The 21892-nt window shown below is 40.8% G+C and carries 20 protein-coding genes, 1 tRNA gene and 1 pseudogene; 6 read left to right on the forward strand and 16 right to left on the reverse strand.

Translation table 11 applies throughout. The annotated features are described in order from the left end of the window. The 8 genes from G7Y42_RS14070 to G7Y42_RS14105 all read right to left on the reverse strand — a co-directional run. Positions 1-677: hypothetical protein (locus tag G7Y42_RS14070; protein ID WP_206215482.1), on the reverse strand; the 677-nt coding region annotated here is incomplete at its 3' end. Beyond that, positions 674-1441 carry a tandem-type lipoprotein gene (locus tag G7Y42_RS14075; protein WP_165006797.1) on the reverse strand — a complete coding sequence of 256 codons (768 nt, stop codon included), beginning with the start codon at positions 1439-1441 and terminating at the stop codon, positions 674-676. The genes G7Y42_RS14070 and G7Y42_RS14075, both read right to left, overlap by 4 nt. Before the next feature lie 342 nt (positions 1442-1783). Next, positions 1784-4204 carry a phenylalanine--tRNA ligase subunit beta gene (gene pheT, locus G7Y42_RS14080; protein WP_165006800.1) on the reverse strand — a complete coding sequence of 807 codons (2421 nt, stop codon included), beginning with the start codon at positions 4202-4204 and terminating at the stop codon, positions 1784-1786. 6 nt (positions 4205-4210) lie between these two features. Then, positions 4211-5254, reverse strand: coding sequence for a phenylalanine--tRNA ligase subunit alpha (pheS, locus tag G7Y42_RS14085; RefSeq protein ID WP_165006803.1), 1044 nt, complete (start codon positions 5252-5254; stop codon positions 4211-4213). Positions 5255-5556: 302 nt separating this feature from the next. Continuing rightward, positions 5557-5898, reverse strand: a complete 342-nt coding sequence (locus G7Y42_RS14090) for a helix-turn-helix domain-containing protein (protein ID WP_165006806.1) — start codon at positions 5896-5898, stop codon at positions 5557-5559. A 69-nt stretch (positions 5899-5967) separates the two neighbouring features. Continuing rightward, positions 5968-9690, reverse strand: coding sequence for a helicase-exonuclease AddAB subunit AddA (gene addA / locus G7Y42_RS14095; protein WP_165006809.1), 3723 nt, complete (start codon positions 9688-9690; stop codon positions 5968-5970). Further along, the gene (locus G7Y42_RS14100; RefSeq protein WP_165006813.1) at positions 9687-13220 is read right to left on the reverse strand and encodes a PD-(D/E)XK nuclease family protein; all 3534 of its coding nucleotides are present in this window, start codon (positions 13218-13220) and stop codon (positions 9687-9689) included. Before G7Y42_RS14100 ends, addA begins: the two co-directional genes overlap by 4 nt. Before the next feature lie 187 nt (positions 13221-13407). Then, positions 13408-14874: a peptide MFS transporter gene (locus tag G7Y42_RS14105; RefSeq protein ID WP_165006816.1), complete on the reverse strand. Its 1467-nt coding sequence runs from the start codon at positions 14872-14874 to the stop codon at positions 13408-13410. A 371-nt stretch (positions 14875-15245) separates the two neighbouring features. On the opposite strand from G7Y42_RS14105, the gene G7Y42_RS14110 reads away from it, so the two are divergent. Next, positions 15246-15845, forward strand: coding sequence for a nitroreductase family protein (locus tag G7Y42_RS14110; RefSeq protein ID WP_165006819.1), 600 nt, complete (start codon positions 15246-15248; stop codon positions 15843-15845). A gap of 135 nt (positions 15846-15980) precedes the next feature. Here the strand turns inward: G7Y42_RS14110 and G7Y42_RS14115 are convergent, their stop codons facing one another. Together G7Y42_RS14115 and G7Y42_RS14120 are read right to left on the reverse strand one after the other, a co-directional pair. Then, positions 15981-16418: a hypothetical protein gene (locus tag G7Y42_RS14115; protein WP_165006853.1), complete on the reverse strand. Its 438-nt coding sequence runs from the start codon at positions 16416-16418 to the stop codon at positions 15981-15983. 163 nt (positions 16419-16581) lie between these two features. After that, complete coding sequence (locus G7Y42_RS14120; RefSeq protein ID WP_165006822.1) at positions 16582-16779, reverse strand: hypothetical protein; 198 nt, start codon at positions 16777-16779, stop codon at positions 16582-16584. A gap of 394 nt (positions 16780-17173) precedes the next feature. Between G7Y42_RS14120 and G7Y42_RS14125 the strand changes: the two genes are divergently transcribed. The 3 genes from G7Y42_RS14125 (at position 17174) to G7Y42_RS14135 (ending at position 18536) form a co-directional block, all read left to right on the forward strand. Further along, positions 17174-17929: a C39 family peptidase gene (locus G7Y42_RS14125; RefSeq protein WP_165006825.1), complete on the forward strand. Its 756-nt coding sequence runs from the start codon at positions 17174-17176 to the stop codon at positions 17927-17929. Between the two features lie 60 nt (positions 17930-17989). Further along, positions 17990-18418, forward strand: a complete 429-nt coding sequence (locus tag G7Y42_RS14130; RefSeq protein ID WP_165006828.1) for a hypothetical protein — start codon at positions 17990-17992, stop codon at positions 18416-18418. A 45-nt stretch (positions 18419-18463) separates the two neighbouring features. Continuing rightward, positions 18464-18536 (forward strand) — tRNA-Gln (locus G7Y42_RS14135). A 69-nt stretch (positions 18537-18605) separates the two neighbouring features. Here G7Y42_RS14135 and G7Y42_RS14140 read toward each other — a convergent pair. Further along, complete coding sequence (locus tag G7Y42_RS14140; protein WP_165006831.1) at positions 18606-18977, reverse strand: YxeA family protein; 372 nt, start codon at positions 18975-18977, stop codon at positions 18606-18608. A gap of 188 nt (positions 18978-19165) precedes the next feature. Here G7Y42_RS14140 and G7Y42_RS14145 point away from each other — a divergent pair, with 188 nt between their 5' ends. Further along, a complete protein-coding gene (locus G7Y42_RS14145) occupies positions 19166-19354 on the forward strand; it encodes a hypothetical protein (protein ID WP_165006834.1) in 189 nt (62 codons plus the stop codon). A gap of 73 nt (positions 19355-19427) precedes the next feature. Here G7Y42_RS14145 and G7Y42_RS14150 read toward each other — a convergent pair whose 3' ends face one another. Beyond that, entirely contained in the window at positions 19428-19616 is a 189-nt protein-coding gene (locus G7Y42_RS14150; RefSeq protein ID WP_165006837.1) for a hypothetical protein, read from the reverse strand. 41 nt (positions 19617-19657) lie between these two features. Next, on the reverse strand, positions 19658-19921 hold the full coding sequence (locus G7Y42_RS14155) for a hypothetical protein (protein ID WP_165006841.1): 264 nt from the start codon (positions 19919-19921) through the stop codon (positions 19658-19660). A 160-nt stretch (positions 19922-20081) separates the two neighbouring features. Between G7Y42_RS14155 and G7Y42_RS14160 the strand changes: the two genes are divergently transcribed. Further along, positions 20082-20339: a glucose uptake protein gene (locus G7Y42_RS14160; RefSeq protein WP_165006844.1), complete on the forward strand. Its 258-nt coding sequence runs from the start codon at positions 20082-20084 to the stop codon at positions 20337-20339. Between the two features lie 96 nt (positions 20340-20435). Here G7Y42_RS14160 and G7Y42_RS14165 read toward each other — a convergent pair whose 3' ends face one another. The 3 genes and pseudogenes from G7Y42_RS14165 to G7Y42_RS14175 all read right to left on the reverse strand — a co-directional run bounded on the left by G7Y42_RS14165 (position 20436) and on the right by G7Y42_RS14175 (position 21558). Then, positions 20436-20627, reverse strand: a complete 192-nt coding sequence (locus G7Y42_RS14165) for a hypothetical protein (RefSeq protein ID WP_165006847.1) — start codon at positions 20625-20627, stop codon at positions 20436-20438. Positions 20628-20770: 143 nt separating this feature from the next. Continuing rightward, positions 20771-21097: a hypothetical protein gene (locus G7Y42_RS14170; RefSeq protein ID WP_165006850.1), complete on the reverse strand. Its 327-nt coding sequence runs from the start codon at positions 21095-21097 to the stop codon at positions 20771-20773. Positions 21098-21127: 30 nt separating this feature from the next. Further along, a pseudogene (locus G7Y42_RS14175) lies at positions 21128-21558 on the reverse strand (universal stress protein). Positions 21559-21892 lie beyond the last annotated feature (334 nt).

Here is a 21892-nt window from a genome sequence, read left to right on the forward strand (position 1 = left end):
ACATTGTTTAAGGGATCATTTTCAGAAATCAAGTAGACTAAGCGTCCTTGGTAATCCTTTATGATTTTCTTGATCGAAGTACTTGGACTAAGTCGGATTTTCGGCAGATTCCTACCTCCTTGGATCATCGAGCTGAACAGTGCCTCCGTCAGTGAATTGTTTAATGGCGCGGCGTTATAGACAATGATCGTTGGTACCTGATACGCCATGCCTAAGATTGCCCCATTGCGTCCGCCAAGTGAGTGCCCGGTCACTGTCTCTATCGAATAACCCTCTTTTTTCAATCCTTTGAGAAACTCATTTCCTTGAGCAAAATAAAACGAAGATGCTTGGCTCCCGCTAAAAGCGATCGCTCCCCACTGAGAAATATCCTTCAAACTTTCCAATGTCCCGTTATCCATATTCGTTCCGGCAAAGCCGACCGTGACTTTGCCAGTTTGGGTATCTTTAAAGGCCACGCCACTAAGACTTGTGCGTTTGTCGTAGAACGCGTCAATGAATTCGAGGTGGGTGGGGAATTCACCTATTTTTTGAAACTTTTCAATTTGCTTCTTTATATCATTATTTGTTAAGTTCATAAATTTAGCATTTTCGATTTCATAAGCAATGGTCGATATGGCACTCGTTGTTTCTGTGTTACCTTTGATCCCGTTGCTTTTGATTTCATAACTGCTCATTGGTTATCCTCCTCAGTGTCAGGTTGATAATCAATAGAGTCATCAAATACAATAGATGGATTTTTTGAAAAACGAATCTCCACATTTTTGTATCCGACAGAATCCCCAGCTAAATTTCCTCTTCCTTTTAACAATAGAGTTGGCGCATTTTCTGTCGGGATCTGGTATCGCTGGCGTAATTGTTGGACATTCGGATCATCATTTTCCAGCTGATATTCCAACTCATAAATCGGTACATTCGGGTTGTACATTTTTCGGATATGTTCATACTGAACAAGATTCTTGAAATCCCCATACTGTACAAAAAATTGAAAATTTTCGATTTTTTCTTTTAATTCAGGGTCATCTACTTCTTCTAATAAATGAATCTCCTGTTTATCATAAGTAATGGGATATATTTTTTCTTTCATTTCATTATTTTTTATATCAGCAGGGATCGTCCATTGGTAGTAAAAACCTTCGGCCGTTCCTTTATTTCGATTGATTTTTAGTAACATGCCCTCGGTTATCAATGGGCTATCACTATCATTACTAATTGACATGCTAGAATCCAGTACCCACACCCCCTTATCTCCCTCATCAAATTCCTCGTCCCGATAGCCTTCCATCTCGTAAAAATCCATGAGATCCTTGGTGGGATACAAAGCCAGTACTTGATCAAAACTCTGTTCGATTTCTTCCTTCTTTTTTGAGGTGCAGCCGCTTAGTATAGTTGTCATGATGATTCCTCCTGTGATGAAAAGTAGTGTTTTTTTGTTTGACATAAGTCCTCCTATAACCAATGATATCAACGATAAAAATAATGGTTTTCCCCTTCATTTAAAATCCAGTTACCTGTGTGATAAAACTCTCATTTTTTCAATTTCATCTTCTCTTTTCATCATACTTGCCTAGCAGTTTTATTGATAGTCTTTCATGGAAAATACGATGGACCGATACCCTGCCTATTTTTTCTGATTTTGGAAATTTATGGAATCTGACAAAAAATATAAAAAGAGCAGAGCCGTTTTCGGCTCTGCTCGATGTTCTATTATACATATATAAGAGTTTTTAAAAAAACTTTTTAAAAGGATGAATAGAACTATTAAGGATTTGGCCCTGCTTTTTTAACGGATGCTTGCTCCAAGTGTTTCTGCCAGAGCTTTTGTCACCTTGTCCATCGCTTTGTTGATTTCTTCATCTGTAAGCGTTGCTTCTGGATTACTGAATGTCAGACTATATGCCATGGACTTGTTTCCAGCTTCGATATTTTCTCCTTGATAAACATCAAATAGTTGGATATCTGTCAAGTACTTGCCGGCAGCAGAACGAATGACTGCAGTCAGTTCCTGACTTGTGACAGCTTCTTTGACTAGCATCGCGATGTCTCGGCTAACAGCTGGGAATTTCGTGACTGTTTGGAAAGTGATCCCTTTTTGCGCTGCTTCGATCAATGAAACGAGATCAAATTCTGCTACATATGTTTCTGGGATATCATACGCTTTTGCAGTCGTTGGATGAACCTGCCCGACAAAGCCGATATATTTTTCACCGAGATAGATTGCTGCTGTTCTCCCTGGGTGCATTTCTTTCATTTCGCTTACTGCCTGATAACTGATCTCGTCTGTCACCGACAGTTGTTCGAATAAGTTTTCTAAAAGACCTTTGATAGTAAAGAAATCGACTGCTTTCGGTTTGGTTTGCCAGCCTTTTTCCTGCCATGTACCGGATACTGCCAATGCTACGTGTTTTACTTCTTGCGGCAGATGTGTCAATGGATCATTTTCTTGATAGAATACTCGGCCGATTTCATAAAATGCGATATCTGAATTTTTTCTAGCGACATTGTAGCTGACATTGTCTAAAAGTCCGCTAATCAAATTCATTCGAAGGACAGAACGTTCTTCGCTCATTGGCCAGTCCAAGCGAGTGATATTAGTCTCTTTCATTGTAAACTGACGGGATTTTTCTTCTGTTGTCAACGCATAACTGATTGCCTCATTCAAGCCGCTTCCTTCAAGAACCGTACGGACTTTACGAGTTGCAGACTGCTCATTTGTCAAGCTTCCTGCTACTGTTTCGCCACTAGGTAATGTGGAAGGTAGACGATCATAACCATAGATACGTGCAACTTCTTCAATAATGTCCGCTTCGATATGGATATCCCAACGTCGCGGCGGCACGACAACTGTATATTCTCCCTTGTCTTGTTGATAATCGAAGCCTAATGCCTCAAAGATTTCATTGATATCTGCTGTCGTTAGTTCAGTCCCTAGGTATCGGTTGATCCGATCTAGCGTAATAGACACTTCTACCGATTCGGCTTTTACTTCAGAACCTTTCACGGCACCTTGCAGGACTTCGCCACCTGCTAAGGAAACGATCATTGCAGCTGCCGCATCAATTGCTTCACCCACTGTCGCTTGATTGATGCCTTTTTCAAAACGAGCAGAAGATTCGCTGCGCAAATTGAATTGTTTGGCTGTACGACGGATCGATACTGGATCGAACAACGCAGATTCCAAAGCAACAGTCGTGGTTGTCTCTGTGATCTCAGAATCCAAACCGCCCATCACTCCAGCTAGCGCGATTGGTTCCATTCCGTTCGTGATAACAAGATTATCTGTTGTCAAATCGCGTGTTTCTCCATCTAATGTGACGATTTTTTCTTCGTCTTTAGCATGACGAACAACGATTTCTTTCGAACCTAGTTTATCATAATCGAATGCATGTAGCGGTTGTCCGAATAACAACAGGATATAATTTGTTACATCGACCACATTGTTGATCGGGCGAATGCCTTCATTCATCAAAAGGTTCTGCAACCATTGCGGACTTGGCTGGATTTTGACATTTTCGATCACACGGATTTGATAAGCAGGGACTAGGTCTTTGTCTTCTACAGAAACACTGATCTTATCTGTAGCTGTCTTTTCTGATTCAACAAGTTTTTCTTCCTCAAATACTGGTGTTTGACGGTAAATCGCCCCTACTTCATACGCTACACCACGCATCGATAGCGCATCTGCACGATTTGGTGTGATTGATAATTCGATCAATGCATCGTCCATATCCAGATAAGAAAAGACAGGTTCGCCATTGACCGCATCTTGTGGTAGATAGTAGATTCCTTCTGCGTATTCTTTCGGAACAACGCTGTCTGGATAGCCGATTTCCTGTAAAGCACAGATCATGCCATTTGATACTTGACCGCGCATTTTTCCCTTTTTGATTTTTACATTTCCAGCAATACGGGAATTAGGTAATGCAACGATAACTTTGATCCCTGCTTTGACGTTTGGAGCTCCGCAAACGATCTGTGAAAGCTCTTCTTCACCGATATCGACTTGACAGATGGATAAATGATCGGAGTCAGGATGCGGGATACATTCTTTCACTTCTCCCACGACGATTTTTTTCAGTCCTTCTTCCGGCACAGTGATGCCTTCTACCTCGATCCCCGTAACAGACATCTTATCTGCCAATTCTTTTGGCGTAACATCGGATAAATCGACATATCGGTTCAACCATTTATATGAAACTAACATCTTTTTTTACTCCCCCTTGAACTGACTTAAAAAACGCAAGTCATTTTGATAAAAATTACGGATATCATTTACACCATAGCGAAGCATAGCTACGCGATCTGGGCCAAGGCCGAAAGCAAAGCCTGAATATTCTTCTGGGTCGATCCCTGACATCTTCAAGACGTTCGGGTGTACCATGCCAGCACCTAAGATCTCGATCCATCCAGTATATTTGCAGACGTTACAGCCTGCCCCGCCACATTTGAAACAGCTGACATCTACTTCTACTGAAGGTTCAGTGAATGGGAAATAACTTGGACGCAGACGGATTTCCCGTTCTTCACCAAACATTTTTTTCATCACTACTTCGAGGGTCCCTTTCAGATCGCCCATTGTGACATTTTTGTCTACCACTAGGCCTTCGATCTGATGGAATTGATGACTGTGCGTGGCATCATCCGTATCACGCCGGAAGACTTTCCCTGGTGAGATCATGCGTAGTGCTTCTTTTGAAAAATCATGTTTTTCCATCGTACGTGCCTGGACAGGTGAAGTATGGGTACGGATCAGAATGTCTTCTGAGATATAGAAAGTATCTTGCATATCGCGAGCTGGATGATCTTTTGGCAAGTTCATCCGTTCAAAGTTATAGTGATCAGATTCTACTTCATAGCCTTCAACGATTTGATAGCCCATGCCTACGAAGATGTCTTCGATTTCTTCCATGATTTGTGTCAAGATATGACGTGTCCCATGTTTGATTTTCCGACCTGGAAGAGTCACATCGATCGTTTCCTTCGCTAAAGCTGCATTTAATGCTTCTTCTTCTAATACTTCTTTTTTCCGTTCGATCTCATTGGTGAGCAAGTCACGGATCTCATTGGCAAAGCTCCCGACTTTTGGTCGTTCTTCAGGGCTTAGGTCCTTCATTCCCCGTAATACTTCGGTGATTGGTCCTTTTTTCCCTAATGTTTCCACCCGGATCTGATTCAGTTCTTTCAAATCCTGTGCTGCATTGATCTTGATGATCGTAGCTTCTTTCAAGCTTTCAAGTTGTGCTTGTAAAGACATCTGTTTGTTTCCTCCTTCAAATTCAAATACAAAAAAGACCTCATTCCTGTTAAGGAACGAGGTCTTCGCGTTACCATCCTAATTTGCGGACGAATCATTCGCCGCACACTTACTTTATTAACGACAATTGCCGGTCTGATCAAGATCAGACGAACTCGGAAAGTGAACTTCGTTTTTCAAACACAGGATCTGCTTGCAGTCTATGACAGATCTCCCTGAACAGGTTTAGCCAAACTACTCTTTTTCGTCAACGTTCTTTTGTTATTCATCTGACACAAGTTTACAAGATTTTTTTCACAAAATCAACTGCATTCTTCCTCAGTGACCCATTTTTCGCTCCAAACCTGCAATTGTCTGATCGCATGCTGTAGATCGGCCCCTTTTTCTGTCAACATATATTCTGAACGGCTAGATTCATTACAGGAAATGTTCCGAGTAATCAGCCCTTCTCTTTCCAGTTCTTTCAATCGTTCGACTAAGACGCGGTCACTGACCATCGGGATTTTCGCAGCAAGATCAACAAAGCGCTGCGGGCCATTTTCGAGTAGGACATCGATAATCAATCCGTTCCATTTTTTTCCTAAAATCGAGAATGTTTTTTCAAATTTGGGACACAGGACGAATTCTGTCTGTGTTAGCTCCATCTTACTCACCTCTTTTCAAGAGTATAACATATCCCTTACAAAGTGTAAGTCAAGGTTGCTCAATTATAATTATTTGTTAAGATTTATGATTTTTTTTGCTCGAAGAAGGACAAGAAATACATCAGAGACGGTCTTGTCTAAAGCTTCCGTTATTGCTTGCTGGTACAGATTCAATTGTCCTCGATATTTTTGAAGCACTGATTCGATTTCATCGGGATCATCGGGATGCAAAATAAAATCTGTTTTAAAGTCATAAAGCAGGATTTTTTCCGGAAATTCAATATAACCATCAACGATCCCGTGAATCAGTAGCTCATCTTCTGTATTGGGATATTGATCGAACACTTCATCAGCTGCCATCAGCATCGAGAATGGCTGCTCTCGTTTTACTTTTTCTTTATGTTCGATGATCAATTGTCCTAGTTCAGTTTTGTAAAACCACAAAATGGCAGAAACATCGACTTGTTTGGCTACCTTTGGATCAACCAGACGTTTGTCTACCAATTCTTGGAGTTTTGCTTGAACCGTTTCTTCCGAAAGTTGTTCTAACGGTAGTAACTGAAGAAGCGCATGCGTCGCCGTTCCAACTGCTGCTGCGGAAACCTTCTGACTTTGTTGCAAAAATTTAGGTTCTGCTAACTGTTCCTGTGTATAGCGGAATGGCTGATTCAACGATTTCTTTTGACTGCTTTCAATGGTCAAACGTGCTTCTTGCGTATCATCAGGATCTTCGAACAAACGCTTGATTTCTGAAACCGATTGGTAGCTCGTGGTTTGAGCCGCCGCTTGATACGGATAGCTGTAAGCTAATCGCTGGCGCAGAGGTTCAGCGAGAGGTTTCTGAGCAGAATCAGCGGTTTGTTCTGCTGCGATTCGTCCTTTTTCTGCCAATAGCTGTCTTTGCTCCGTGATTTTTTGTTGATTCGTCCAAGAAATAGAAAATTGGCTCTCTGAATCTCGAAGCAACGAAGTATCCCGCTCAGTCTCCAAGTATTTTTGCATTTGCGGATGACGAATCAAACTGTAACCGATCCAATTCATCAAACTGCTGCGCCCTTTTAATCGTAACGCCGGCTCAAATACTAAATCAGGATGATCTGCTGCTTCTGACCAAGTCGTGATCGTCTGTTCTTTGTTTTTATAGGAACCAACGATAAATAACTTCTGTTCTGCACGTGTCAGTCCCACGTATAACTTCCTCATCTCTTCGGATAACAGTTTATTCTGCTTAGCCAGTTTGATTGCCTGATAAGGCAACGTATCGTAAAGAACCCGGCTGTCAGGGTCCATATAACGGATCCCAGCTCCAAGCTTTTCTTCAAAAGCATAGCGGTTCCTCAGATCCTGCAGATTGAATTCTTTCGTCATATCTAATAAAAACACAACCGGGAACTCCAGACCTTTACTTGCGTGGATCGTCATGACACGGACGGCATTGTCTTCTGCTGTCAGTACTGGTTCCGCTAAATCTTTGTCTTTTTCCTGCATTTTTTCAATAAACCGGACAAATTGATACAATCCTCTGAACGAGCTTTGTTCATACGCTTTTGCACGATCTACCAAGGCATACAGGTTTGCTTGTCTTTGCGCACCAGCTGGCAGTCCTACAACATACTCCAAATAGCCTGTCTGATAATAAATCTCCCATAACAGATCAGTGATTGGAGAACGTCGAGCTAGCTCTCGCCAGTATTCAAGCTGTTCACCGAAATGCTGTAGTTTTCCCGCTAATACATCCTGATTCGTCTGCTGATAAGCCAGCACCGCATCGTAATACGTATGAGTACGGTCTGCCAAACGAATGCTGGCTAACTCTGTTTCGATCAAACCGACGATCGGTGAACGCAGTACAGAAACTAAAGGGATATCCTGATAAGGATTATCGATCAGCTGCAGCAAAGAAACCATCGTGCGGATCTCCGTTGCTTGGAAATAATTTTGTGCATCATTCATCTCTAGAGGAATATCTAATGTTTTGAAAATCTCCAGTATCGTAAGATTGTTCTTTTTCGTAGGTGTCAGTAAAACGATATCCTTGTATTCAAGAGGTCGCTTTTCTTTTGTTTTTTTGTCGTAGATCATGAACGAATCATCTATCAGCTGTCGGATCTTCAACCCAGTCATGAATAATTCGCCTTCTGTCTTGTCCTCCAACAAATCATCCACAGGGATTTCAACGTCTGGTTCTTCTTGTTCTTTTTCATAAATGAGGATCTCTGGCTCGAATTGTTCCTCTTCTGGAAAATCCGGGAATCCTAAAAGGAGCTTAGCTGCTTCATCATAAGCAATCTGGCCAACCACAGGGTCCATCAGCTGTTCAAAAATCAAGTTTGTAAAAGACAATACTTCTTTTCGTGAACGAAAATTTTCTGCCAAAACGATCCGGCGACCGCCTTCTTGGTTAGAGAAATCTTCATATTTTTGAATAAACAAACTAGGGTCAGCCAAACGAAAGGAATAAATCGACTGTTTGACGTCTCCCACCATGAACATATTGCCATGAGCAGCGTCTGGCTGTCTCAACCAATACAAAATGGCTTCTTGCAACTGGTTCACATCTTGGTATTCATCTACCATGACTTCCTTGAATTTTTTTCTGTAATAGTCAGATGCAGCACTTGGGAGCCAGGCTTCTTCTGTCCGGTCCGTCAAGATTTCTAGAGCCAAATGCTCGAGATCATTGAAATCCAAGACCCCTTTCTCACTTTTCCGTTCACTGAAACCATCCATGAAACTTTGTGTTACATTTGCTAGTTCTTCAACTAATGGACGTGCTTTTTTTGTCAATGTCTCCATTTGACTTGGCGAAACAGGGAAATAATTTTTACTTAACTGCTGGATCAGCTTTTTCGCGCGGTCGCGTAACCCTTTCACTTCATTTGACCGCTCTTTCAATTCAGCTTTTCTGCTGCTTTTGAATGTCGTAAATGTCAAATTTTCCAAACCTTCGTAAGCTTTTTCCAATTCATCTTGTAAAAACAGCTCATAGATTTGCCGGATTTGTCTCTGTTCTTGTGTTACTTGTTCCTGCATTTTTTCAAGTCCAGTTTCCTGTGACAGTTGCACCATCTCTTCATACAATTGTACACATTGGAATACATCAGCCAATACTAGCGGCCGCAACTGCTCTTGGTAAAATGCGGATTTGGCGAGACCATCTTCTAAGCGATAGTTCTCGCTTAAATCCGCAAGCCATTGTTTCGGATCTGGGTTGGCACGTGCAAATTCATAAAGCGAGAAAACCAGATTCGTCAGTCCATCGTCCGATCGATCATTGGAGAAGTTCATCGTCAAGCGGAAAAACTGTTCGTTGTTTTCGCTGTACAACCTCTCCCTCAAGTCATCCCAGACATCTTCTTTCATCAAGATCGTCTCTGTCTCATCTGTAAGCATGCGAAAGACCGGATCAATATCGATCAGGTAATAAAACCGGCGGATGACGGTCAAGCAAAAGGCGTGCAAAGTCGAGATGTTTGCAGTAGGCAACAGAATCAATTGTCGAGTGAAATGCTGCTGTCGAACAGGATCACTCTCACTGTTCACTGCTTCTTGCAATGCCTCTTGGATTCGCTCTTTCATTTCCCTTGCTGCCGCTTCCGTGAATGTCACGATCAGCAATTCATCGATGTTGTCTCCCATTTTCAATTTTTCGATGACTCTTCGAACGAGCACCGTCGTTTTACCGGAACCCGCAGAAGCAGAAACTAGCAAGTTGTCTCCCTTATCGAAAATCGCCTGCCACTGTTCATCTGTAAATCGCTCGTTATGCGGTTTTAAAGGAATTTCACTCACTCTTCTTCGCTCCTTTTCAATATTCTTCGCAATGCTTCATCTTTGTCCAGTTTTTCTAATCGGTGATAATTGTTTTCTTTCAGCATCACATCGAATGTACAGATACTCCTGAACGGACAAAATTCACAAGCGATACGTTGTTTATCTTTATATGCCGGGTTCAATTTGATCTCACCTGATGTGATCGCATCACCTGCTAGTCGCATATTTTCTCTGTTATGTGCCATAAACAGCTGTAGTTCTTCTTCTGTAAAAAACTTTTCTTTGCTGTAGCTACCCTTTTGATATTGGTCTTTTGCATTCTTCTTCACTGGATAAATCAAGGAATTTTCTTTTGCTTCCAGTGAATGATCGAGTACTTCCAATAATCCTGGGTCATCCACAAATACACCATCATAGCTGAACTTCTTCAACGTATTTTTTTCGATATCATCAGGATCAGTGAGCACAGGATTATGAACATGCAGATAATAGGAGCCAGCCGGTTTGACTGCTGCTTTCCCTGTCAGTCTGACAGCGTCCATCAATGCCACATCAAGATAGGTCAACAACTGCATCGCCATCCCGTAATAAGCTTCCGTCACATCAAAAGAACGTCCACTGGATTTATAATCGACGACGCTCAGCCATGTGTCTTCTTGTTCTGAAGCGACATCCACCCGGTCGATCTTTCCTCGTACATGTAATTTCCCGCCATTGCTCAAAGGCAATTCAAGTCCTGGAATGCCTTTAGCACCTGCAATCTGTCCAAACAGGATCTCTGTCTGCAATGGGTGCATCCCGGTATTCTTACTTTGCTTTTGTAATGCCCAGACAACTTTCTGGATCGTCTGACCTAACTGATAACGAATATAATTCATGCGAGCGGAACTGTCCAGGATCTCAAAGCGTAGCTCGCCAAAAACTTCCTGAAGTACTTTTTCTGTGAAGTCTTTTCGTTGTTTGTCTGTCATTTCCACTAATGACATCTGATTCGAAAACAGTAATTTAAAGAAACGATCCAACGATTCATGATAAAAATCACCAGTTGCCGCAGGTGTCAGCCCATAGACCATTCGTTCTTTCAGCTTCAATCCAAATTGGATGAAATACTTGTATTCGCAATTATAGAAATTCTCCATACGGGAAATAGAGGTATAGATTTCTTTCCCATACAGCTCTTCTGCCATTTTTTGCGGTAAAGAAACTGGTACATTCAAATGCTCCTGGCTTTCGAATACACGTAAGGCAAAATTCCGCCATTCTGAGCGCAATACCAGCTCTTTCAATTGGCTCCAATGTGCTGGTACAGCTTTTTTCTCTTCCTGTGCCAAACGATAGATCCGATTGACCGTATCGATACCGCTGCGATACGTTCCGATATAACAACTCGGATCACTTTCGAGTGTCAGGTGCTCTTTTCGTTCGACTGGAATCGACAGATACTCCGTTATCCGTTTCAAGTACGGCGACATCTTCAGCGAACGATCTGTATCATAGCTTTGAGCATAGCTCAGGTACAGTCGTTTCGTACCAGAAAGAAAGACAAGGTAGGCTTGGAAAGGTTCAAAAGACATGCTTTCTTTTGCTGGGTCGAATAAGAATTGTCCATCAGCTAAAGCTGAATTCAATCGTTCTCTTTCTTCACTTGACAATAATCCTTTTGTCTCCTGACGATCTGGGAAGACTTGATCATTCAATCCTAAAGCAAATGTGACAGCTGCTTGATTGGGACGGACCAATTCCAACCTGTTGATTCGTACTTGATCGATCGCTGTCGGGATTTTCCCGTAGCTGAGGTTTTCTAACCCACTTTGGATGATCTCTTGGAACAGCGTCCAATCAAAGTCAGATTCACCATAGATAACCGCATATTCATCCAGCAGATCGACTAAAGCTCCCCATGTCTGTTCATGGTTTCTGGCAGCTGCCAGATTGCCTCGTTCGACTTCCTGATCCCGCCAAAAAAGCAGCTGCTGCTGAACACCGCTTCGGATCAGAAACTGATAAAAAACGGTCGCGGCTTCCTGTCCTGTTCGACATTTCTTTATTTTTTTGAAAAACGCAGGGACGCTTTTCTGGAAGATCCGCCTGATTTTATTCGACTGCTCTTCTAAAACTTGCACGTCTTCGATCTGTTCTGCTTCAAAATCATAGGAAATGAACTGCCAATCCTTCTCCCGTGTCCAATAAGTCCCTTGGTAATTATAGGCTAATGCCACATTTTCCGTGATGTCCAAATCTGTTCGGAACTGATTCCTTTGTTCCCGCCAACTCTTTAAATCAAGCTCTGTCTGTTCAAATGAAACAAATAATTCAGTCTTGAAAAAGCGCATGATATCATTCAATCGATAGGAATACCGGTCAAGCGCGAACAGACTATTGATCCACTCGATCAGCGGATGGCTTTCCATCAGCTGATCTTCGTCAATATAAAAAGGAATCGCCATTTCCTGGAAGATCGGCTGCAAGATATTACCGTAAAGTGCCATGTCTTTAGTCAATATCTGAATATCCCGATACCTCAACTTTTCTTGGCTCACTAATCGTCTGATTTCGACAGCAAGCTGCCTTACTTCTTCGGTAGGATTTTCTGCTTCCCAGAGATGTAACGTGTCTTGAGAACCAATTTTTTGTGCTTTTATCTTTTGCTGACTCGATGTCTCTTCCCATAGATTTTGAAGGGACAGAAGCTCTTTTGGCAACGCCAGATCAGGCGCAAAGCGATCCACTAAAACTGGGATCCTTCGTTCTTTCGCTCCGTTGATCAATCGGAAATAGAGCTTTCCGGTCTCGTGGAACAAAGTCAAAACATCGGGCAACTCCGAGACATATGGTCGATCAAGCAATAGGTCAACGACTAGGTTCCCTTTCTCCATCATCGTCTGCAGTAATTGATATTCTTGTGCGTTCACTTTTGAAAAACCACTCACTAAAAACTTGATCGTCGACAAATCCTGCGTCTTCATAAATTCTGACAGTATCGATAATGCATCCTCAGATTGCAGGGACCGTGTCATCAACTCTGTTTCAAAAGCGGCAAAGATAAGTTGCAGATCCTTCATTTTCAACTGCTGGTCTTCTTCTTTGGATGTTTGCTCACTGAAAGAAGTAGCCAGATCTTCCGGACGGATATTCCCAGCACGCAGTTCGCTGTAAAGATCCTGCAGCTGGCGGATAAATCCTCTTTTATTGATCTCGCCACGGAAAATCGTCAAATTTTCCTCATTTTTCTCCAATATCTGCCTTAAGATCATTGCAGATCCGGCTTCTGAGATTTCATTTCCAGAAAGCAGCGTTGTCTGCTGTAGCATGTACCACGCTAAACGGTAAAAGCTGAAGACTTGGACATTGGTGGTGCTAAACGCTTTTTTGCCGCTTCTTCTACGTAATTCTGCTAATAGTTCCTGTTCTTGTTCGAATTTATTATAGTTAGGTACAAGGAAAAAGACTTGGTTTTGTTCATTTTGTGCCAGCCAGTCGGTCGCTTCATCTACTAACATTCTGCGATGATCTTTTTTACCATCTCCAAGAATAAATTGTAAAGACATTTTCCTCCTCCTTTAATCCATATTTTGATCACTTCTTCATTCTACCATTATACCAAAAACTCCTGAACATTTGTTCTATTTCCAGTGATTTCCTCTAAAAAATCCCTTTTTATTTTCGGCACAAAAAAAGTCGAGTGGCAACCATCCTAAGGTTGCCTACCCGACTTTTGATTGATATGCTTTGCAATTAATGGATCGAACCCATCAGTTTTTTGATTGGTTCTTTGATCGTGAACAATAAGATACCGCCAACGATTGCTACAGCTCCGATGATCCCGAAGTAAGCTGATTCTGTACCCGGTGTATAGAAACGGGCGATCTGCGCGTTGATTGCTTGTGAAGAAGCATCTGCTAAGAACCAGATCGCAATCGTTTGTGATTCAAATGCTCGTGGCGCTAGTTTGGTTGTAACAGACAAGCCAACTGGTGACAAGCATAATTCAGCAATAACGATGATGAAGAAGCTGCCTAGCAACCAAAGAGGACTTACTTTTCCGTCTGTACCATAAAGCATGCCAGGAAGCATCAATAATAGATAGGAAAGACCTGCAAACAACAGACCCAATGAGAATTTCACCACGGTCGATGGTTGTTTTTTCCCAAGTTTTGTCCACATCGTGACGAATACTGGTGTCAAGATAAAGATAAAGATAGGATTCAGCGATTGGTACCAGCTTGCTTGGATCGTTACACCAAACAATGTAGACTGCGTCCGTTCGCTTGCAAACAATGCAAGGATCGATGAACCTTGTTCTTGCAGTGACCAGAAGATGATTGCTGCAAGGAACAATGGGATATACGCCCAAACACCTGGTTTTTCTTCTGCCGTAACGTCTTTTGAAGTCAGCATTTTGATAAAGTAGTACAGAGGCAAGACGATCCCTAGTACACTAATCGTATTGACGAAGAAATCGATAGACAAATGACCTGTCAATTGTGCTCCGCCAAACACAACAGCAATCACTACAAGTGCAATGACCAGATTACGGATAAATCCTTTACGTTCTTCTGGCGTCAAAGGATTCGGCGCTGTCGTTCCAACACCGTCTAATGTTTTACGTCCTTGGATAATGTATTGTAATAACCCAAAGAACATCCCGATAGCTGCTAATGAAAATCCTAAATGATAGTTATATTCCTGACCAATCGTTCCAACGATCAGCGGAGCTAATAACGCCCCTAGGTTAACACCCATATAAAAGATCGAGAAGCCTGCATCTCTTCGCAGGTCTGTTTTCGTATAAAGATGACCGACCATACCTGAGACATTCGGTTTCAAGAAAGCTGTCCCGATAATAATCAATGCCATAGAAACGAACAAAGTGCTGACGCCAAACGGCAAAGCTAAAACGATATGCCCTAACATAATAAATACGCCACCAAAGAAAACTGTTCGTTTCGCACCAAGCATCCGGTCAGAGACCCAACCGCCGACGATGCTGGACATGTAGATCAAAGAACCATAAATCGACATAATTGCCAATGCTGTTGCCCGTGGTAATCCGAGACCACCGTTTGCAACTGTGTCGTACATATAATAGATAAGTAATGCACGCATCCCATAATAACTGAATCGTTCCCACATCTCTGTAAAGAACAACGTTGACAACCCCTTCGGCTGCCCGAAGAAGCCCTTGTCTTGTTGTTTTTCCATAAACTATACCCCAATTCTTTAAATTTTCAGAAAATAATAGACATATATCCAAAAAAAATTAGCTAAAAAACTTATTTAAGAAATATAAACTTATTTTCTATAAAAATGAGTAAATTTTAATGATAAAACATTAAGAATAACTAGATAGATATTTAATAATTATATACTCCTTTTCTTTTGTTTTTGGCAAAAAGTCGCCAAAACAGGAATGAAAGCGTTATTTTTATTTTCTATTCATTTTCAAAAAAGTTCAAGAAAAATTTTGCATGATTTATGAGCTTTTCTGTTTACTTACTTTTTGTAAGATGATATACTTCGTTTTGTAATCAATTAAAAAAACATGCGCAATGCAATCCAAAGGAGAATTTATGATGACAACATTTACAGAAAATCTAAAAAGCCGCCGTTCTATCTACCATTTAGGACGTAACGTTTCATTATCAAACGACGAACTTATCTCATTGATTCAAAACACAATCAAAGAAAGCCCAACAGCTTTCAACGCACAATCAACACGTGCAGTTATCCTATTTGGCGATGCACACGAAAAATTATGGGAGATCACTGAAGAAGCACTTCGCCCATTGACTCCAGCAGAAGCTTTCCCAAATACACAAAACAAATTGGCTGGCTTCAAAAATGGTTATGGAACAGTTTTGTTCTTCAAAGACACAGATGTGATCAAAAATCTTCAAGAACAATTTGAATTATATGCTGACAACTTCCCAGACTGGTCAGAACAATCAAACGGAATCGCTACATCAAATACTTGGGTAGCTTTGACAGAAAAAGGATTGGGCGCCAACTTGCAACATTACAACCCAGTAATCGATGAAGCTGTCGCAAAAGAATGGAACATCCCAGCAAACTGGAAATTACGTTCTCAACTTGTCTTCGGTTCACCTGAATCACCAGCTGGAGAAAAAGAATACATGGACGACTCAGAACGTTTCCGTGTGTTCGGCAACTAATTTTTCACACTGTAACGAAGAATCTCATCCACTATCAACGATCCGAGCGAGTCTGTTCGGATCGTTTTTTCATATGCTCTTTGGACGAAAAAAAACGGCAGCAGGAAACCTACTACCGTGGATGCCTTTTATTTTTCATTCGGGGTCGATCATGATATCGATCTCTGCATCCTCATTCAGACGTTGAGACAAAAAAGGCACCAACTCTTCCAGTGAAACGGAAAACTTCAGTAATGGGCCCCGCCAGCCATTGCGGAAAAAATTCATCTTGACTTCTTTTGACCCTTTCGGCTGATACAACACGATCTTATTGATTTCTGAAAAAGGAACCCCTCGCTTATCGAAACTGTTCAAAACCAACCCTTCATCCGTGATTCCTCGACTGTCCAATAAAAAACTGATGAAGATCATCGCAGCTAAGAACCCTTTTGCCAGCTCATCCATCGTCGGCTGACTGATCAGCGTGAACCAGATGACCAGTACGGCTAGAAATGGCACCACCAGATATACCCAACGATTGCGGATCGTCTTATAAATGATTTCACGCCGAACAAGCCATAGGAACAAAAACATCACCACAACAAAAACAAATAACAGCACTGTAAAAACAGACACTTATCTACACCTCTTTTCCTTTTCTCAACTGGGAAAAAGAAACTTTCAACAAACCATGACATGGATAGTATAGTAAAAAGACTTGCGGCAGGTTCACTACCGCATGTCCGATTTCTCTTCCTTATTTAAATGTATCATATTTCGCTACTACCATGCTGGCTTTTTCATCTAATAATTCTTGGTCTTCCACAGCACATTGGGCAACTTTGACTACGGCACAATTCGTCATTTTCGATACGACTTCTCCAATAACTGATTGCGTGAATCCAATGGGCGTGCATGAATATTGTTCTCCTAAATTAATCATTTCTTCCGTCATCAAAATCCTCCTAAACTGCTGGAACTTTTTCACACGCCGGCACTTTCTCATCTACCGCACCAGTACGCATGTATCCGTTATTTTGATCTGATGCAGACCTCTAAAATCTGCCAGCCAAATTAACCTTAAAGGCATTATAGCGTACTGTTTTCGTTTTCACAATTAAAACAGCTGTAAAATGCGAAAGTTTTTTTCGATCTGATAAACAACATTCGGTTACCTGCCATTCTTTCTTCTTGTTTCTTCCGACAGGCAACGCAGGAGATGTTCAATGGTCGGATTAGAATTCGATGATATATGGCCACAAATGTTTTTAGACAAAATAGCTTTCTCTTTTCTAAAAAAACATTATAATAGTAAAACAATGCAAACAATAAAAAATAAGGGGCCTTTTATGAAAATAAAATCGAAACAGAAAAAAATGTTTTTTGGTGGTCTTACAGTACTTCTCCTTGCAACTGCCAGCTATTTTTTCCATGAGAATACTGAAAAAGAAACAGTTGGTTCTGCTCCTGAAGAGACCGGACAACTGTCCACCTCAGCACAAAAGTCATACGTCATGCTCGATGTGCCGCTTGAAAGCCAATTTGATGAGCCTTCCTTGGAAAATGGCTGTGAGGTCACCGCTCTTTCTATGCTGCTATCGTTTTACGGATTCGATACCGACAAAAACCAGTTAGCCGAACAATTGGATTATGTCCCTGTCTTCAATGAGGATGGTACGCATGGCGATCCGAATGAAGGCTTCGTTGGTGAGATCAGCGGCGGCGACTGGGCAATGGGCGTGTATGTCCCTCCTATTGCTTCATTAGCACAGAAGATCGTCGGTACAAGTTATCACACGCACCCTGTAACTGATGCGAAACTGACAGACGTCAAACAAGCCTTACAGGAAAATAGACCTGTTTGGGCTTCTGTAACAGTCGATTTTGAAGTACCTGATGAAACGGATTTTATGACTTGGCAAACGAACAATGGCGAAGTGAGAGTGACACCTCTGATCCATGCTTGCGTTGTCACAGGATTTGATCAGGAAACGATTTATGTCAATGATCCGTATGGCGAAAAAAACCGGGCGGTCCCAGCAGAAGATTTTGAAGCAGTATTTACTGCAATGGGCGGACAAATGATGACTTTGGAGAAAAGCTAGCGTTATCAGGAAGAATAGCTTATACTCTAACTAACAGTATCCTTGAAAGGAGCAGAGATCATGGAAAGATTCCTACATAAACCTTCCAACCCAAATGAGATTCCGATTATTTTCGTACGCGACTCCAATGGGAATGTTCAGAAAAAAGTCTCTGTCAACGAATGGAACAAGCGCTACAGCCCCTCTTCATTGAACGAACTTGAGATCAAGCTCTATCGGCAAGCTTTAGTATACTATGGGGATAAAGAGTACGAAAAAGCGATTGATCTTTTGAAATTTCTGATCGCTAAGACAGACTATACCCATTTCGAGTATATCGAACGTTTAGCAAACATCTATCACTTAACGGAGCAGCCTGCAAAAGAATACCAGCTATTAGTCAATGTACTAGCAGTGGCAGAGCTGGTGAAGCTCCCTTCAGGAATCGTCAAAAAAATGGAAAAACGAGTAGAAAAAGTAAAAAAAATATTGTTTAACCAAGAAAAATAACTTGCGTTTTTCTAAAAAAGTGCTATTATTATTTTGTTGCATGAATGGGATGTAGCCAAACTGGTAAGGCACTTGACTCTGAATCAAGCAATTGTAGGTTCGAACCCTGCCATCCCAATACAAAAAAACTTGAGCAGGTCGGTCGGAATGACTGACCTGCTCAAGTTTTTATTTTTTTGATTGAAACTCATTCAATGATTGCTAAAGCTTTTGCGGGGACATCGTTTTTCGATACTTCTTCATAAGTTTCGACATGCGCGCCTTTGTTCGAAATTTTTAAGTAATGTCCTTCTTTCAATACAGAAATACCGTTGAATTCGATCGTTCGCTTATGCCCTTCGGAATCAGCCGCTGTCTGGACGTATCTCGCAGTGCCATAGCCGTTCACTTCTTCCGGTTTTTGCGTCTTGACATAAACTTCTCCTTTAGATACGAGCGGGTTCAGCTGATCGATCGCTCCAGGTAGTTCTCCATATGTCCCTTGTGTATAATACTTCAATCCGAATAAGGCGAGAGCGCCAACAGCTGCGATCCCAATTAAATATTTCAATACTTTCATCTTTCTACCTCCTAGTGATACATTGATTATATCGTTCGAAAATAACAGTGTCCTCCGTCTTGGGATGGACTTTTTTCTCCTACTTTTAGTATAAAAGCTATCAGCTGTCAAAATTATGGGATTCTGCTATCATGAAATTAGAGGTAGGAATCAAAATACCCATCAATTTGTAAAGGAAGTGTTCGAACGTGAATCAAGAAGAATTGTTTCAAAAGGTCAAGGAAATGGTCAAAGGCGGAAATTTGGACGGTGCAAAGAAATTCATAGAAGAACATAAAGATCAATTAGGCCCTTACAAAGAGAAAGCCCAGAATCTTTTAAAAGATGTGAACATGGACAACGTCAAAGACAAATTCAAAAATCTCTTTAACAAGTAAGAAGCAGCTGAAAAAGAAATCACAAAAAACAACAGGAAAGGCGAAGAAAACGTCTCTCCTGTTGTTTTTTTGTTTAGTATAAACGTGTAGGATCGTAATGGTAAGTGACATCTCCATTCAGTAATGCTTTTCCTACCACATATTTCCGGTCTTCGAGCTTAAGCCATGCTTCCCGAAAAGCCATGAGCTCTTCTCTTTTCACATCGATTTTTTCAATTTTCCCTTCAATCAGATCTTGGATAAGCTGTTCATACGGATTCATTTTTCTCCCCCATTTTCATTTTACTGATCAACGTTTCTTCATCAATAAGTCGTAAAAATCGGTTCGTAGGCTTTTTTCGTGTCTAAATCTTCTCTGACTTTTACTGTCGTATAAATGATTTTTTCGACAGGGATGCTGTAATAGTTCCCATCGCCGTTGTTGAAACGGTGTACGTCTTTTTTGGCTAATATCCCGTTTATTTTGTTAGTCAAGACCCTTTTTTCTACACTATTGCTGACGACATAATATACGACTCTGATATTGTTCACTAAATGTAAATCGATTTCCAACACTACATGATCCATGAAATTTTCATCCTTTCTTTCACTTATAATTATAGCAAGAAAACACTATAGAATCAAAAATCTCTGGGATTAAAGAACTCTGGAATTCTAATATCTACTTGCACCTTTTTGCACAAAGTGTTATTTTGTATGATGGACTTTGATTATTGGAGGCAATTGAATGATCACTATTGGTCAATTAGTTTTTTATATTCCTTTTTTTATCATGCTAGGTATCTTGTTTTATTACATAAGATGGACAAAGAAGAAATTCTCAGTACTTATTGCCAGTTTGCCTGCTGCTTATTTTACTTATCAGATTTTTTCGTTCCGTCACTGGGAAACAACACCTGTTTTAGTGGCACATATTCTCGAATTGACTGCTGCTGTCATTTTTTTGATCATTTGGATCTACATTTTATATAAAAAACAGGATTAACAGTCTCGCTGCATGTACTTAGCAAAAATGACTATTAAAACATCCTTTTGCCGGGAGTGTTTTAATAGTCATTTTTCGTTGAGCCCATCGTTCGTTTCACTCTGTAATACCAAAAAAGTGTTTTAATCTGCCTATAAGTGAACTTTGTTTCAAATCGACAAACTCATGTGCCACTGCATATTTATCTTCCAGATCTTCTTTATTTTTTTCGATCAGCATTTTTGCTTCATCGTATTTTTGTTCAGCACATAAAACTCTTACTTCTTTTAACACTTTCCCTGCTTCCATCGCTTTCCCCTTCTTGTCTCAATTTCTCGATCCATTTTTAAGTTCCATTTAAGGTCCGGGCATTATTGTTTATTCATCCCAAATAAACCTTTTTTCATTTTTTACTCCAAGGACCGATCCGCTTTCAAAAAAAGTTGGTCGGTCTACTTTCTGGTTTTCTTCTCTTCGTTCGAAAGATCAGCTAATTTTTCTAATGCTTCTCTTGCTTCTATGAGTTTTACATAATCCTGACTATATAAATCGGTCAATTTATCTGGCAAGATGAACCAAGCTGGATGATAGCCGTTTGCTGTAATCGGAAATCCTTTATCCAGCTGACTGTCCCCATCCCACCTTACAGCGATCGATTTTTTGCCTTTCCAATTCACTAAAGCAATGGAATAGCCTTTTCTTGATTTGACCCCATCTTCAATGATTGCTATTACTTCGATCTTTTCCTTTGGCGCATTTACTTCTTGCGGACGTACCATTTCTTCATCTCCTCATTGTGACGTGATGAGTTACTTCACAACTAATACCGTACACGGTGCATGTGACACGACATAAGAAGTCGTTGAACCGACTAATGCCTGTTGGATGGCTCCTTTTCCGGTCGCTCCCATCACGATAAGATCAATGTTTTCTTGTGAAGGCAGTACATTTCCAATCATATTTCTAGGATCCCCTGTTTCAACGATGGCATGGATCTCTGAGATACCGAATTCTTTCGCGTCATTGATTTTTTTTAACATCTCTAATTCTGTTTTTTGTTTTTCTTCTGCATAGATTCGTGAAAAAGCATAGGCGCTATGGGTCAATTCGACTTTATTGATAATCGAAACAATAAACAAAGTGGCCCCATTATCCTTTGCTAAATCGAGTGCTTCGGCAAATGCTTTGATTGTCTCGATCCATCGACTGCTACCATGATTTTCTGGTATCTATTACTCATTGAAACCGCCTCCTTTTCTTTTATTGTATCATCTTAGCTGGAAATACAAAAAATATACGCAATTTTTTCTAAATAGATTGATTCGAAGCATTTTTTTCCAAGTTATTTATCCAAAGACTTTCTCATTTTAAAGTTGTCAGAAACGCTTATATCAAAGCATTATTATGTTTTTCTCATCGTTTCTCACACAGAACGATAATTACCTTGTTACAAAAAACGTAGATTTGTCACAAAGTGTCATCATTCTTTTACCTATGAAATATTCTCACATGTTAAAGTAGTCCTCGTTGAACAAAACAAAAACTTTTTAAACTAGAAGGAGATCTTTCATGAA

The organism is Enterococcus sp. ZJ1622 (genome assembly GCF_011038845.1).
GTDB lineage: Bacteria > Bacillota > Bacilli > Lactobacillales > Enterococcaceae > Enterococcus_B.

What these genes read in the sequence shown, in the direction of transcription:
- G7Y42_RS14075 (WP_165006797.1), bottom strand. Translation starts at nt 1,441, where the DNA reads ATGTCAAACAAAAAAACACTACTTTTCATCACAGGAGGAATCATCATG.
- pheT (WP_165006800.1), bottom strand. Translation starts at nt 4,204, where the DNA reads ATGTTAGTTTCATATAAATGGTTGAACCGATATGTCGATTTATCCGAT.
- pheS (WP_165006803.1), bottom strand. Translation starts at nt 5,254, where the DNA reads ATGTCTTTACAAGCACAACTTGAAAGCTTGAAAGAAGCTACGATCATC.
- G7Y42_RS14090 (WP_165006806.1), bottom strand. Translation starts at nt 5,898, where the DNA reads ATGGAGCTAACACAGACAGAATTCGTCCTGTGTCCCAAATTTGAAAAA.
- G7Y42_RS14100 (WP_165006813.1), bottom strand. Translation starts at nt 13,220, where the DNA reads ATGTCTTTACAATTTATTCTTGGAGATGGTAAAAAAGATCATCGCAGA.
- G7Y42_RS14105 (WP_165006816.1), bottom strand. Translation starts at nt 14,874, where the DNA reads ATGGAAAAACAACAAGACAAGGGCTTCTTCGGGCAGCCGAAGGGGTTG.
- G7Y42_RS14110 (WP_165006819.1), top strand. Translation starts at nt 15,246, where the DNA reads ATGACAACATTTACAGAAAATCTAAAAAGCCGCCGTTCTATCTACCAT.
- G7Y42_RS14115 (WP_165006853.1), bottom strand. Translation starts at nt 16,418, where the DNA reads ATGTTTTTGTTCCTATGGCTTGTTCGGCGTGAAATCATTTATAAGACG.
- G7Y42_RS14120 (WP_165006822.1), bottom strand. Translation starts at nt 16,779, where the DNA reads ATGACGGAAGAAATGATTAATTTAGGAGAACAATATTCATGCACGCCC.
- G7Y42_RS14125 (WP_165006825.1), top strand. Translation starts at nt 17,174, where the DNA reads ATGAAAATAAAATCGAAACAGAAAAAAATGTTTTTTGGTGGTCTTACA.
- G7Y42_RS14130 (WP_165006828.1), top strand. Translation starts at nt 17,990, where the DNA reads ATGGAAAGATTCCTACATAAACCTTCCAACCCAAATGAGATTCCGATT.
- G7Y42_RS14140 (WP_165006831.1), bottom strand. Translation starts at nt 18,977, where the DNA reads ATGAAAGTATTGAAATATTTAATTGGGATCGCAGCTGTTGGCGCTCTC.
- G7Y42_RS14150 (WP_165006837.1), bottom strand. Translation starts at nt 19,616, where the DNA reads ATGAATCCGTATGAACAGCTTATCCAAGATCTGATTGAAGGGAAAATT.
- G7Y42_RS14155 (WP_165006841.1), bottom strand. Translation starts at nt 19,921, where the DNA reads ATGGATCATGTAGTGTTGGAAATCGATTTACATTTAGTGAACAATATC.
- G7Y42_RS14160 (WP_165006844.1), top strand. Translation starts at nt 20,082, where the DNA reads ATGATCACTATTGGTCAATTAGTTTTTTATATTCCTTTTTTTATCATG.
- G7Y42_RS14165 (WP_165006847.1), bottom strand. Translation starts at nt 20,627, where the DNA reads ATGGAAGCAGGGAAAGTGTTAAAAGAAGTAAGAGTTTTATGTGCTGAA.
- G7Y42_RS14170 (WP_165006850.1), bottom strand. Translation starts at nt 21,097, where the DNA reads ATGGTACGTCCGCAAGAAGTAAATGCGCCAAAGGAAAAGATCGAAGTA.